Here is a 13,197-nt window from a genome sequence, read left to right as displayed (position 1 = left end):
GTAGCCCCACGAAAAAACAAGCGTTGCCGGCTGTAAAAGCAAAGGGGCCCGCAGGCCCCTTGCTTACAACGTATGACGAACGCGTTACGCGTCAGGCGCCACCTTGGCAGGCGGCTCGCTGTTTTCGTAGATCAGCAGCGGCTTGGAGCTGCCGTCGATCACGCTTTCATCGATGACCACCTTGCTGACATCCGTTTGCGAGGGAATGTCGTACATGGTGTCGAGCAGCACGCCTTCGAGAATCGAACGCAGCCCGCGTGCGCCGGTTTTGCGCTCCAGGGCCTTCTGGGCAACCGCCTTGAGTGCGTCGGGGCGGAACTCCAGATCCACGCCTTCCATCTCGAACAGCTTGCCGTACTGCTTGGTCAGCGCGTTCTTCGGCTCGGTGAGGATCTGCACCAGTGCCGCCTCGTCGAGTTCCTCCAGGGTCGCGATGACCGGCAGGCGGCCCACGAACTCGGGAATCAGGCCGAACTTGACCAAATCGTCAGGCTCGATTTCACGCAGCGATTCGCCGATCTTCTTCTCGACGTCCTTGGTACGCACCTCGGCGCTGAAGCCGATGCCACCCTTGGTCGAGCGCCCCTGGATCACCTTCTCGATGCCCGCGAAGGCACCGCCGCAGATGAACAGGATGTTGCGCGTGTCGACCTGCAGGAATTCCTGCTGCGGATGCTTGCGACCGCCCTGGGGCGGAACGGAGGCAACGGTGCCTTCGATCAGCTTCAGCAAGGCCTGCTGCACGCCCTCGCCCGATACGTCACGGGTGATCGACGGGTTGTCGGACTTGCGGGAGATCTTGTCGATCTCGTCGATGTAGACGATACCCATCTGGGCCTTCTCGACATCGTAATCGCACTTCTGCAGCAGCTTCTGGATGATGTTCTCGACGTCTTCACCCACATAGCCAGCCTCGGTAAGGGTGGTCGCATCGGCGATGGTGAACGGAACGTTGAGCAGGCGCGCCAGGGTTTCAGCCAGCAGCGTCTTGCCCGAACCGGTCGGGCCGAGCAGCAGGATGTTACTCTTGCCGAGCTCGACGTCATCCTTCTTCTCGCGCTGGTTGAGGCGCTTGTAATGGTTGTAGACCGCGACCGCCAGGATCTTCTTTGCGCGCTCCTGCCCGATCACGTACTGATCGAGGATCGCGCTGATCTCCTTGGGAGCCGGCAGCTTGTGCGCGCTGCTCTCGGCCTGGGCTTCCTGCACCTCCTCGCGGATGATGTCGTTGCACAGGTCGACGCACTCGTCGCAGATAAATACCGAGGGGCCAGCAATCAATTTGCGTACTTCATGCTGGCTTTTGCCGCAGAAGGAGCAATAGAGCAGCTTGCCGTTGTCCTCGCCGTTGCGGGTGTCAGTCATTCGATCAATCCAATACCGTAGGCTTAAAACACAAGATGGAGCCAAACCGGGGCATTTTCAAGCCCGATGTGCCGCGGACCGACTATTGTCGGCCTGCGGCGTCACGCTTCAGCCGATTTGCTCGCGACGGCTGTGTACCTTGTCGATCAGGCCGTAGTTGACCGCTTCCTCACCGCTCATGAAGCGGTCACGGTCGGTGTCACGGGCGATCACCTCGATCGGCTGGCCGGTGTGGTTGGCCAGGACCTGGTTCAGGCGCTCGCGAATGAACAGGATTTCCTTGGCATGGATCTCGATGTCCGAGGCCTGGCCCTGGAAGCCGCCCAGCGGCTGGTGAATCATCATGCGCGAATGCGGCAGGCAGTAACGCTTGCCCGCGGCGCCGCCAGCCAGCAGCAGCGCACCCATGCTGCACGCCTGACCGATACAGGTGGTCGACACGTCCGGCTTGATGAACTGCATGGTGTCGTAGATCGACATGCCGGCGGTTACCGAACCACCTGGCGAGTTGATGTACAGGTGGATGTCCTTGTCCGGGTTCTCGGCTTCGAGAAACAGCAGCTGCGCGGCCACCAGATTGGCCATGTAGTCTTCGACCGGGCCGATCAGGAAGATCACGCGCTCTTTGAGCAGACGCGAATAGATGTCGTAGGCGCGCTCGCCACGAGCGGACTGCTCGACGACCATGGGAACCAGACCGCCAGCGGCCTGGATATCGGACATTTGCTGCATGAAAGGATTGTGCGACATTTCCAGCATTCGCTCCCTAATAAAAGTCATGTCTCGAATACGCATAAGCCAGCACTGAGGCTGGCTTATGGTGTTCTCGAACGAGGCGAAGAAATCAGGCGGCTTGTGGAGCTTCTGCCGGCTTGACTGCTTCTTCGTAAGAGACCGATTTGTCAGTCACATTGGCCTTCTGCAAAACAGTATCTACAACTTGCTCTTCCAGTACAACCGAACGCACTTCGTTCAGTTGCTGGTCGTTCTTGTAGTACCAGGCCACGACCTGCTCCGGCTCCTGGTAGGCCGAGGCCATTTCCTGGATCAGCTCACGTACGCGGGCGTCGTCGGGCTTGAGCTCGAACTGCTTGACCACTTCGGCGACGATCAGGCCCAGCGATACGCGGCGCTTGGCTTGCTCTTCGAACAGCTCGGCCGGCAGTTGATCCGGCTTGATGTTGCCACCGAACTGCTGAACGGCCTGCACACGCAGGTTGTTCACTTCGCTGGCGATCAGCGCCTTGGGCACTTCGACCGGGTTGGCGGCCAGCAGGCCTTCCATGACCTGGTTCTTGATCTTGGACTTGATGGCCTGACGCAGCTCACGCTCCATGTTCTTGCGAACTTCGGCGCGGAAACCTTCCAGACCACCTTCCTTGATACCGAACAGGGCGAAGAACTCGTCGTTCAGCTCCGGCAGTTGCGGGGCGGAAACGCTGTTGACCTTGACGGTGAACTCAGCGGTTTTGCCAGCCAGATCGAGGTTCTGGTAGTCCTCGGGGAAAGTCGGGTTGATCACCCGCTCTTCACCGGCCTTGGCACCGATCAGGGCATCTTCGAAGCCCGGGATCATGCGGCCGGAGCCCAGCACCAGCTGGGTGCCGGTGGCGGAACCGCCCGCGAAGGCCTCACCGTCGATCTTGCCGACGAAATCGATGTTCAGCTGGTCGTCTTTCTCGGCAGCGCGGTCCACGGCTTCGAAACGGGTGTTCTGCTTGCGCAGGATGTCCAGCATGTTGTCGACGTCGGAATCGGCCACTTCAGCCTGCTGACGCTCGATGGCGATGCCTTCGAGGCCGCTGACCTTGATTTCCGGGAACACTTCGAAGGTCGCGACGAACTCCAGGTCCTTGCCCTTCTCCAGCACTTTCGGCTCGACCGAAGGCTGACCGGCCGGTGCGAGTTTCTGTTCGGCCACCGCCTCATAGAAGGAAGACTGGATGACGTCGCCTACCGCTTCCTGGCGCGCGTCCGCTTCGAAACGCTGGCGAATCACGCTCATCGGCACCTTGCCGGGGCGGAAGCCAGGGATCTTGGCTTTCTGGGCAGTCTGCTGCAGACGCTTGTTGACCTGGGTCTCGATGCGCTCGGCCGGCACAGTGATGCTCATGCGGCGCTCGAGAGCGGAAGTGCTTTCAACAGAAACTTGCATGGATATTCCTCGTTGCACAGACGTATGCCGGCCGCTTACCGGCCCCATTCAAGGGCATGCATTCTAGAGGGAGGTCTTGCAGAAGTCACCCTAGATGCAGGTGGCAAGCGGGAGGGGCGTAAAGATGGTGCGGACGGAGAGACTCGAACTCTCACGCCTTGCGGCGCTGGAACCTAAATCCAGTGTGTCTACCAATTCCACCACGTCCGCGTGGTAATACGTTTTACAAACAAAAACGCCAGGCTTTTAAGGGCCTGGCGTTTTCAGAATATGGGGTGGACGAAGGGGATCGAACCCTCGACACCAGGAGCCACAATCCTGTGCTCTACCAACTGAGCTACGCCCACCATATTGCTTTGCTGCTTTCACTTGTGCCGACACACCTAGTGGCGCACCCGGCAGGACTCGAACCTGCGACCATCCGCTTAGAAGGCGGATGCTCTATCCAGCTGAGCTACGGGCACTTATCCATCCACCAGAGCAGACTTCAAGCTTCGGCTAGTGCGGCTACTTTCGTTGCTGCCTTTGCCGCTTCACCCTGTCACTTGCTGTGCTCGCCAAGTGGTGCGCATCTTATAGAGGCGCCCCTGAGGCGTCAACACCCAAATCGAAAAAAATTCAGCTAGATAAAGGAGTTACACCAAATCTGCGTTCTGCCGCCTTTGCCCTTCCTTAATGCCATGCGAGAATGCGCGTCCTTTTTTCTCCCTTTCGATGGTTAACCAAGCGCAATGACCGCACAACTGATAGATGGCAAAGCGATTGCCGCCAATATCCGCCAGCAGATCGCCCAGCGCGTCGCCGAACGACGCGAGCAGGGGCTGCGCGCTCCCGGCCTGGCAGTGATCCTGGTCGGCAGCGACCCCGCCTCTCAGGTTTACGTCGCGCACAAGCGCAAGGATTGCGAGGAAGTCGGCTTCATCTCCCGCGCCTACGACCTCGGCGCCGAAACCAGCCAGGATGAGTTGCGCGACCTGATCGACTCGCTGAACGAAGATGCCAGCATCGACGGCATTCTGCTGCAGTTGCCACTGCCGGCCCACCTGGACGCTTCGCTGCTGCTCGAGCGCATTCGCCCGGACAAGGACGTGGACGGTTTCCACCCGTATAACATCGGCCGCCTGGCCCAGCGCATGCCACTGCTGCGCCCCTGCACCCCCAAGGGCATCATGACCCTGCTGGCCAGCACAGGCCAGGATCTCTATGGCATGCACGCCGTGGTAGTGGGCGCCTCGAATATCGTTGGCCGACCGATGGCGTTGGAGCTGCTGCTCGGCGGCTGCACCGTGACCATCACCCACCGCTTCACCAAGGACCTGGCCGGCCATGTGGCCCAGGCCGATATCGTCGTGGTCGCGGCTGGCAAGCCGGGGTTGGTCAAGGGTGAGTGGGTCAAGGAGGGGGCGATCGTCATCGACGTCGGCATCAACCGCCAGGCCGATGGCAAGCTGATCGGCGACGTGGTCTATGAAACCGCCCTGCCCCGCGCCGGCTGGATCACCCCGGTACCCGGCGGTGTCGGCCCGATGACCCGCGCCTGCCTGCTGGAAAACACCCTGCACGCCGCAGAGCACCTGCACGACTGACGGCCGCTGCACTGTATGAACGGCGCCCTTGTGGCGCCGTTTTCATTTCAGCCCAATGAGCGGGTGGCGCCCTGGGGCTTGCGCACGAACCACAGCACACGGCTGACGCCCCGGGTAACGGCCACATAACCCAGGCGAAGGCTTTCGTCGGCCATCGCCTGGTCATAGCTGTTGGCGAAGAAACCGCAGTAGGCGTACAGCGCATTACGCAGCGGATGGGACGTGGTTGGCAGGCAGTCGTCGACGATGATCGCCACCTCGGCCTGCAGGCCCTTGGCACGGTGGATGGTATAGGCCTTGACCGGCAGCTTGCGGTCGAGCCCGGCCTGGATGTCTTTGAGGGTGTCGTTGCGCCGCCCCAGCAGCAGCACCGCGGTACGCTCCCTCGAGTCGATGTCGCGGGCATAGTCGCATTGCGCCGCGATCTGCCTGTGCAACTCGGCCATATCACGGGCCAGCTCGAACGGCGTCACCAGCTTCACGCCATGACTGCCTGGCGGCGCGCTGCGGATCGCCGTCGTCGTCTTGTCCTGCTTGAAGGCCACCTCGCCGAGTATGGATTCGGCATCGCGGATCACCGGCTCGATGGAGCGGTAATTGGCCTGCAGCATCAGCAGCGCACTCTTGCCCTTGCCTTTGCTGGGGAAGTGCCGGTCGAAGGCCATGAACAGCTCGGGCGAACTGCCCCGCCAGCCATAGATCGACTGCCAGTCGTCGCCGATGGCCATCAGGCTGACCGCGGCGCCCATGCCGGCCAACCGCCGGTGCAACGCCTGCAACCACTGCACGATCTGCGGCGAGACGTCCTGGAACTCGTCGATCAGCAGATGGGAAAAGCCCTGCAGCACCGCCCCATCCAGGCGCCCATCAACCTCATCGAGCATTCGCGTCAGTTGCTGGAAGGCACCATTGAAGGTCATCAGCCCCTGCTGACTCAGTTGCTGATCGAAGGCCTTCCAGAACGCCTGCAGTGCCAGCAGGAAGGTCCGCTCGACTGGTGAGCAGGCCAGCGCCGCCACCCTCATCTGCTCGATACCAATGCCGATGCTTTCGATAAAGCCCGCCTGCCCGTAAAACACCTCGAACAAGGGCGCGGCGTGCAGCTCGCCCGGCAACCTGAAGGGTTGCATCGGCGCCTTGGGCAGCGTCTTTTGCGGATCGGGCGGCGGCGAACCGAGCAGCTCGTGAACCCAGCCGCGAAACGCCGGATCAGCGGCGTAGCAGGCCTGGTAGGCGTCCTTCAGCAAACGCGTTTGCGCAGGCCCCAGGCGTCCGCCGGCCAGGGGGTTGTCCGGCTCGTTCGCCAATGCCTGCTTGTCGCCCACTTGCTCGAACCAGGCGGGATTACCCAGCACCTCGCGCGCCAGCACGCCCATGGCCGAATGGAAGGTGCGTACGCGTTGGCGGACCGCCTGCGCATCGACGGGCGACTGCCAGAACTCGAGCACCTTGATCAGTCGTTCGCGCAACTCGGCGCAGGAGGCGTTGGTGAAGGAAATCACCGTCAGCCGCTCAGGCTCGACATTCAGGTGGCAGAGCATGAACACCACCCGCAGCACCAGGGTCGTCGACTTGCCTGAGCCGGCCCCGGCGAAGATGCGGGTCAGCGGCTGGCGACAGAGGATCATTGCCCACTGCTCGTCGGACGGCGCGCCGATGACGCCGGCCGCGACAGCCCGCACCACCGTTTCGCGCATCGCCTGTTCCTGGGCTGCCGTCACCTTGATTGCCGCCGCCGAGTAGATACCGGCGCTAGCGCGCCTTACGGGCTTTTTTGGGGCTGGCTCTCCTTTGTTCTTGCCGCCACTCGCCCCCTTGGCTCCGCGCCTTGCCGCTGCAGGCTTGTTCTTCGCTGCCGGTTTTTTCGCCGCTGCCTTTGCGCGCTCGGCGGCGGCATGCTTCTCGGCCTCGAGGTACGCCGCGGTACGCGGGAAGTAACGAGCCAGGGTGTTGGAGAGCAGCAGTTTGTAGCGGGTCAGCATGGGGTTTCCGTAGCGGTTTCGGTGTGTGCATCTGGAAATGAAAAGGCCGCATCAGCGGCCTTTTCATCGAGGTGGGCGATTACTCGGCGAGGCGCCAGGTGGTGCCGCCCTTGCCATCTTCGAGCACCACACCGAGCGCGGTGATCTGATCGCGGATGCGGTCGCTTTCCGCCCAGTTCTTCTCGGCGCGTGCCTGCAGGCGCGCGGCAATAAGGGCCTCGACTTCGGCTGCATCGACCTTGCCGGCAGCACCGGCCTGAAGGAATGCCTCAGGCTCGAGCTGCAGCACGCCAAGCAGACCGGCCAGCGCCTTGAGCTGCGCGGCCAGGCCAGCAGCCGCCTGCAGGTCGGATTCACGCAGGCGGTTGACCTCGCGAATCATCTCGAACAGCACGGCGCAGGCTTCCGGCGAGTTGAAGTCGTCGTCCATCGCCGCGCTGAAGCGCTCGACGAAGCCCTCGCCACCGGCAGGCCGAGCCTGGGGCAGGCCCTTGAGACCGTTGTAGAAACGCTCCAGGGCGCCCTTGGCCTCGCGCAGGCTTTCTTCGGAGTAATTGATCGGGCTGCGGTAGTGGCTGGACACCAGCAGGTAGCGCACCACCTCCGGGTGATACTTTTCCAGCACCTCGCGGATGGTGAAGAAGTTGCCCAGGCTCTTGGACATCTTCTCGCCGTCCACGCGCACCGCGCCGGCGTGCATCCAGGCATTGGCGTACTGCTTGCCGGTGGCCGCCTCGCTCTGGGCGATTTCGTTCTCGTGGTGCGGGAACACCAGGTCAGGGCCGCCGCCGTGAATGTCGAAGGTCTCGCCCAGGCAGCAGGTGGACATCACCGAACACTCGATATGCCAGCCCGGCCGGCCCTTGCCCCAAGGCGATTCCCAGCTCGGCTCACCCGGTTTGGCACCCTTCCAGAGCACGAAGTCGAGCGGGTCCTCCTTGATTTCGTCGACCTCGATGCGCGCACCGATCTTCAGCTCGTCGATCTTGCGGCGCGACAGCTTGCCGTAGGTCTCGAACCGGGTGACGCGGTAGTAGACGTCGCCATTGCCCGGGGCATAGGCATAGCCCTTGTCGATCAGGGTCTGGATCATCTGGTGCATGCCGGCGATATGGCCGGTGGCACGCGGCTCGATGTCCGGGCGCAGCACGTTGAGACGGCCTTCGTCCTCGTGCATCGCCGCGATCATGCGCTCGACCAGTGCTTCGAACGGCTCGCCGTTCTCCCTGGCACGCTTGATGATCTTGTCGTCGATGTCGGTGATGTTGCGCACGTAGGTCACGTCATAGCCGCGATGGCGCAGCCAGCGGGTGACCACGTCGAAGGCGACCATCACCCGGGCGTGGCCGATGTGGCAGAAGTCGTACACGGTCATGCCGCACACGTACATGCGTACGCTGTTACCGACCAGCGGCTGGAACGGTTCCTTGACCTTGCTGAGCGTGTTGTAGATCGACAGTGCCATTACTGCCCCCACGAGTCGCGCAGGGTGACGGTCCGGTTGAACACCAGGGCATCGGCGGTCGAATCCTTGTCCAGGCAGAAGTAGCCCTCGCGCTCGAACTGGAAGCGGTCGTCAGCGGCGGCCTTGGCCAGCGACGGCTCGGCGCGGCAGCCACTGAGCACCACCAGCGAATCCGGGTTGATGTTGTCGAGGAAGCTGCCGCCCTCCTCACTCTTCTCAGGGTTGGCGGACTTGAACAGGCGATCGTACAGGCGCACTTCGCACTCGACGCTGCCTGCAGCCGGCACCCAGTGGATCACGCCCTTGACCTTGCGGCCTTCCGGGTTCTTGCCCAGGGTGTTCTCGTCATAGGAGCAACGCAGCTCGACGATATTGCCGGCAGCGTCCTTGATGGCTTCGTCGGCACGAATCACGTAGCTCCCACGCAGGCGCGCTTCACCGCCCGGGATCAGGCGCTTGAAACCGTCCGGCGGGGTTTCCTCGAAGTCGCTGGCGTCGATGTAGATCTCGCGGCTGAACGGCAGCACGCGGGTGCCCATGTCCTGCTTGGGATGGCGCGGCAGCTCCAGGTTCTCGACCTGGCCCTCGGGGTAGTTGGTGATCACCACCTTGAGCGGCTTGAGCACGCACATGGCGCGCGAGGCGTTGGCGTCCAGGTCCTCGCGAATGGCGAATTCCAGCATGCCGATATCCACCAGGCCGCCGGCGCGGTTGACGCCGATCATGTCGCAGAAGGTGCGGATCGACGCCGGGGTATATCCACGGCGGCGGTAGCCCGAGAGCGTCGACATGCGCGGGTCGTCCCAGCCGTTGACGTGCTTCTCGTCGACCAGTTGCTTGAGCTTGCGCTTGCTGGTGATGGTGTAGTTCAGGTTCAGACGGGCGAATTCGTACTGACGCGGCTGCGCCGGCACCGGCAGGTTGGCCAGGAACCACTCGTACAGCGGGCGGTGATCCTCGAATTCCAGGGTGCAGATCGAGTGGGTCACGCCTTCGATGGCATCGGACTGGCCATGGGTGAAGTCGTAGCTCGGGTAGATGCACCACTTGTCGCCGGTCTGGTGGTGATGGGCATGGCGGATGCGGTAGAGGATCGGGTCGCGCAGGTTCATGTTGCGCGAGGCCATGTCGATCTTGGCGCGCAGGGAACGGGCGCCGTCCGGGAATTCACCGGCCTTCATGCGGGCGAACAGGTCGAGGTTCTCCTCCACGCTGCGCTCGCGGTACGGGCTGTCCTTGCCGGGGGTATTCAGGGTGCCGCGGTATTCGCGCGCCTCGTCCGGCGTCAGGTCGTCCACATAGGCCTTGCCGGCCTTGATCAGCTCGACGGCCCAGTCATGCAACTGGTCGAAGTAATTGGAGGCATAACGCTCCTCGCCGGCCCAGGTGAAGCCCAGCCACTGGACATCGGTCTTGATGGCATCGATGTATTCCTGGTCTTCCTTGGCCGGGTTGGTGTCGTCGAAACGCAGGTTGCACTCGCCACCGAATTCCTGGGCCAGGCCGAAGTTCAGGCAGATCGACTTGGCATGGCCGATGTGCAGGTAGCCGTTGGGCTCCGGCGGGAAACGGGTGATGATCTTGGCGTGCTTGCCAGCGTCCAGGTCGGCCTGAACGATGGGCAGCAGGAAGTTGGCGGCTTTTTCGACGGTGGGCTTGCTCATGGTGTCCTTAGCGCATGCGGATTGCGGCACAGGGTAGGCCGGCTAAAACAAAGCGCTTATCATAGCCCAAGCTGTCAACCCCCTGACAGGCCTTGGTGCCTGCTCACTGACCTTCGGGCAGCATTAATGCCCCGGTCAGCCTGAAGCGGCCCGCGTTTTTCTCGACAGAGCGATTAAGCACATGATCAAGCTGCACACCAACCACGGCGTCATCACCCTCAACCTGTTCGAAGACAAGGCGCCGGAAACCGTCGCCAACTTCAAGGAATACGTGAAGAGCGGCCATTACGACGGCACCGTGTTCCACCGCGTGATCGGCAATTTCATGATCCAGGGCGGCGGTTTCGAGCCGGGCATGAAGCAGAAGCCGACTCGCTCGCCAATCAAGAACGAGGCCAACAACGGCCTCTCCAACAAGACCGGCACCGTTGCCATGGCCCGCACCATGGAGCCGCATTCGGCCAGCGCGCAGTTCTTCATCAACGTCGCCGACAACACCTTCCTCGACCACAGCGCGCAGACCGTACAGGGCTGGGGCTACGCGGTGTTCGGTGAAGTGGTCGAAGGCATGGACGTGGTCGAAGCCATCAAGGGCGTATCCACCACCATGAAGTCCGGCCACCAGGACGTTCCCGCAGACGACGTGATCATCGAGAAGGCCGAGATCGTCGAGTGATCCTGCTGATCTCCGACCTGCATCTTGAACAGGAGCGCCCGGACATTTCCCGGGCGTTCTTGCATTTTCTCGACACCCGGGCGCGCCAGGCCGAGGCGCTGTACATCCTCGGCGATTTTTTCGAAGTATGGATCGGCGACGATGCCATGACGCCCTTCCAGCACGACATCGCCGCGGCCCTGCGGCGCCTGAGCGACAGCGGCACGCGCATCTACCTGATGCACGGCAACCGCGACTTCCTGCTCGGCAAGGCGTTCTGCCGCGAGGCGGGCTGTACCCTGCTCAGCGATCCCCACGTAGTGAGCCTGAATGGCGAAAAGGTCCTGCTGATGCACGGCGACAGCCTGTGCACCCTGGATATCGGCTACCAGAAGATGCGCCGCCTGCTGCGCAACCCGCTGAGCCTGTTCATCCTGCGCAATCTGCCGCTGAGCACCCGCCACAAGCTGGCGCGCAAGCTGCGCTCGGAAAGCCGCTCACAGACGCGCATGAAGGCCAGCGATATCGTCGACGTCACGCCCGATGAAGTGCAGCGGGTAATGGCACGCCATGGCGTGAAGACGCTGATCCACGGCCACACCCACCGTCCTGCCGTCCATGAGCTGCTGGTCGACGGTCAGCCGGCCAGACGCATCGTGCTGGGCGACTGGGACAAGCAGGGCTGGGCTCTGCAGGTCGATGAAAACGGCTTCAACCAGAGCGCCTTCGCCCTGGATTGAAACACCAGGTAGCCCGGCGTTGAGCGCAGCGATACCCGGGAATTGTCCCGTTCAAGCCTGCGGAACGCCGCTGTGAAAGCGAAACTCGGTATCGGGCGATTCGATCAGCTCGCGCTCGACCGCCCTCACCCGCTCGATCACCTGGTCGACATCTGCCGCATCGCCGTACTGGTAGGCCAGCTTCAGGTAGCCCTGAAAGTGCCGCGCCTCGCTTTTCAGCAGGCCGAAGTAGAACTTGCCCAGCTCGTCGTCCAGGTGCGGCACCACTGCCTCGAAGCGCTCGCAGCTACGCGCCTCGATAAAGGCGCCGACCACCAGGGTGTCGACCAGCTTGTAGGGTTCGTGGTTGCGCGTCACCTTGCGCAGCCCCGAGGCATAACGCGCCGCCGACACCGGGCGCAGGCCGATCTTGCGGCGCTTCATGATGCGCAGCACCTGCTCGTGGTGCACCAGCTCCTCACGGGCCAGGCGCGACATCATGTTGATCAGGTCGACATGGCAGCTGTACTTGGCCATCAGGCTCAGCGCGGTGCTGGCGGCCTTGAATTCGCAGTTCTTGTGGTCGATCAGCATGATGTCCTGATTGGCCAGTGCCGCCTCGACCCAGGCCTGGGGCGTGCGGCAACCAAGAAACTCGTGGATTTCCGGCAGGCTCGGCGTGGTGCTGCGGCGGCTGGGCAATGGCTGATCGGGGGCAGTGGCTGGAAACAACACGGCTATGGGCTCTGGCGCTGGGTGGTCGATAAGCCGGCCATTATAGGGCCGCCAGCGCGGCGCGTCCTGTCTATCGGCCCGCCCAGCGCGCGGCGGGGTCGAGCGGCTCAGTGGTTTTCCAGCCAGGCGTTCATCTGGGCGATTTCCTGCTCCTGGGCGGCGATCACCTGCCTGGCAAGCTTCAGCACTTGCGGGTCGGAGCCGTAAGCCAGCGCGACCTTGGCCATATCGATGGCGCCCTGGTGGTGAGGAATCATCGCGCGCATGAAGTCCTGATCGGCGTTACCGCTGAAATCGACGGCCATGGCGCCGTGCATGCGATGGTTGACCGCCTCGAATGCAGCCTTGACTTCAGCGCTCCTGGCGGGGTCGACAGCCGCCTCATGGCGCGCTGCCTCGGTGGCCAACCATGTGTTCATCAGGCCGATCTCCTGATCCTGGGCGGCGATCACCTCGTTGGCCAAGGCACGCACCTTAGCATCGCTACCGTACTGCAGCACGACCCTGGCCATCTCGATGGCGCCCTGATGATGAGGAATCATGCCGCGCATGAAATCCACGTCGGCACTGCCCGTCAGGCTGACGGCCATGGCCTTGTGCATCCTCTCGTTGATGGCCCGGTAGGCGGTCGTCGAGGCACTGGTCTTCGCCGAGTTGCCCTCGGCCGAGTGCGCGGCATGCCCGCCGGCATGACCAGTGGCGGCATCCTGGGCGGCGGCCAGGCCGGCGGTCAGCAGCGATGTGCCGGCTAACAGAAGTACACCTAGGGTTTGGGCTTTCATTGACGATCCTCGACCATTGATGGAAGGTCAGAACCTACACCTTGCCACGACGGCAAGGTCAAGCCGAGACCTGCCGCTGCGGCATCGAA

The 13,197-nt window shown here is 62.6% G+C and carries 11 protein-coding genes and 3 tRNA genes; 3 read left to right on the top strand and 11 right to left on the bottom strand.

Annotated features, from left to right (window positions below; genetic code table 11):
* Positions 1 to 84 precede the first annotated feature (84 nt).
* The 6 genes from clpX to K8U54_RS23505 all read right to left on the bottom strand — a co-directional run bounded on the left by clpX (position 85) and on the right by K8U54_RS23505 (position 3,984).
* A complete protein-coding gene (gene clpX, locus K8U54_RS23530; protein ID WP_249908067.1) occupies positions 85 to 1,365 on the bottom strand; it encodes an ATP-dependent Clp protease ATP-binding subunit ClpX in 1,281 nt (426 codons plus the stop codon).
* 108 nt (positions 1,366 to 1,473) lie between these two features.
* Positions 1,474 to 2,115 (bottom strand): ATP-dependent Clp endopeptidase proteolytic subunit ClpP, encoded by a 642-nt coding sequence (clpP, locus tag K8U54_RS23525; RefSeq protein ID WP_070887516.1) that lies wholly within the window; start codon positions 2,113 to 2,115, stop codon positions 1,474 to 1,476.
* 94 nt (positions 2,116 to 2,209) lie between these two features.
* Entirely contained in the window at positions 2,210 to 3,520 is a 1,311-nt protein-coding gene (gene tig / locus K8U54_RS23520; protein ID WP_249908066.1) for a trigger factor, read from the bottom strand.
* A gap of 125 nt (positions 3,521 to 3,645) precedes the next feature.
* Positions 3,646 to 3,730: transfer RNA gene (locus tag K8U54_RS23515), tRNA-Leu, on the bottom strand.
* A 61-nt stretch (positions 3,731 to 3,791) separates the two neighbouring features.
* A tRNA-His gene (locus K8U54_RS23510) sits at positions 3,792 to 3,867 on the bottom strand.
* Positions 3,868 to 3,907: 40 nt separating this feature from the next.
* Positions 3,908 to 3,984: transfer RNA gene (locus tag K8U54_RS23505), tRNA-Arg, on the bottom strand.
* A 267-nt stretch (positions 3,985 to 4,251) separates the two neighbouring features.
* On the opposite strand from K8U54_RS23505, the gene folD reads away from it, so the two are divergent.
* Positions 4,252 to 5,106 (top strand): bifunctional methylenetetrahydrofolate dehydrogenase/methenyltetrahydrofolate cyclohydrolase FolD, encoded by an 855-nt coding sequence (gene folD, locus K8U54_RS23500; RefSeq protein ID WP_192291038.1) that lies wholly within the window; start codon positions 4,252 to 4,254, stop codon positions 5,104 to 5,106.
* A 47-nt stretch (positions 5,107 to 5,153) separates the two neighbouring features.
* Here the strand turns inward: folD and K8U54_RS23495 are convergent, their stop codons facing one another.
* The 3 genes from K8U54_RS23495 to K8U54_RS23485 form a co-directional block, all read right to left on the bottom strand.
* Positions 5,154 to 7,088, bottom strand: coding sequence for a DEAD/DEAH box helicase (locus K8U54_RS23495; protein WP_249908065.1), 1,935 nt, complete (start codon positions 7,086 to 7,088; stop codon positions 5,154 to 5,156).
* Between the two features lie 79 nt (positions 7,089 to 7,167).
* Positions 7,168 to 8,553, bottom strand: a complete 1,386-nt coding sequence (cysS, locus tag K8U54_RS23490) for a cysteine--tRNA ligase (RefSeq protein WP_249908064.1) — start codon at positions 8,551 to 8,553, stop codon at positions 7,168 to 7,170.
* Complete coding sequence (locus tag K8U54_RS23485; protein ID WP_249908063.1) at positions 8,553 to 10,217, bottom strand: glutamine--tRNA ligase/YqeY domain fusion protein; 1,665 nt, start codon at positions 10,215 to 10,217, stop codon at positions 8,553 to 8,555. Before K8U54_RS23485 ends, cysS begins: the two co-directional genes overlap by 1 nt.
* 181 nt (positions 10,218 to 10,398) lie before the next feature.
* Between K8U54_RS23485 and K8U54_RS23480 the strand changes: the two genes are divergently transcribed.
* Complete coding sequence (locus K8U54_RS23480; RefSeq protein WP_070888082.1) at positions 10,399 to 10,893, top strand: peptidylprolyl isomerase; 495 nt, start codon at positions 10,399 to 10,401, stop codon at positions 10,891 to 10,893.
* Positions 10,890 to 11,612, top strand: a complete 723-nt coding sequence (gene lpxH, locus K8U54_RS23475) for a UDP-2,3-diacylglucosamine diphosphatase (RefSeq protein ID WP_249908062.1) — start codon at positions 10,890 to 10,892, stop codon at positions 11,610 to 11,612. The genes K8U54_RS23480 and lpxH overlap by 4 nt, the downstream gene beginning before the upstream one ends.
* A gap of 51 nt (positions 11,613 to 11,663) precedes the next feature.
* Here lpxH and K8U54_RS23470 read toward each other — a convergent pair whose 3' ends face one another.
* Positions 11,664 to 12,263, bottom strand: coding sequence for a tRNA-(ms[2]io[6]A)-hydroxylase (locus tag K8U54_RS23470; RefSeq protein WP_249910506.1), 600 nt, complete (start codon positions 12,261 to 12,263; stop codon positions 11,664 to 11,666).
* 170 nt (positions 12,264 to 12,433) lie between these two features.
* The gene (gene copM / locus K8U54_RS23465) at positions 12,434 to 13,108 is read right to left on the bottom strand and encodes a CopM family metallochaperone (protein ID WP_249908061.1); all 675 of its coding nucleotides are present in this window, start codon (positions 13,106 to 13,108) and stop codon (positions 12,434 to 12,436) included.
* Positions 13,109 to 13,197: the final 89 nt, after the last annotated feature.

The organism is Pseudomonas fulva, from assembly GCF_023517795.1.
Taxonomy (GTDB): Bacteria; Pseudomonadota; Gammaproteobacteria; order Pseudomonadales; family Pseudomonadaceae; genus Aquipseudomonas; species Aquipseudomonas fulva_D.
Note: the sequence above shows the minus strand (reverse complement) of the source record. Positions and strands in the feature narration are given on the sequence as shown.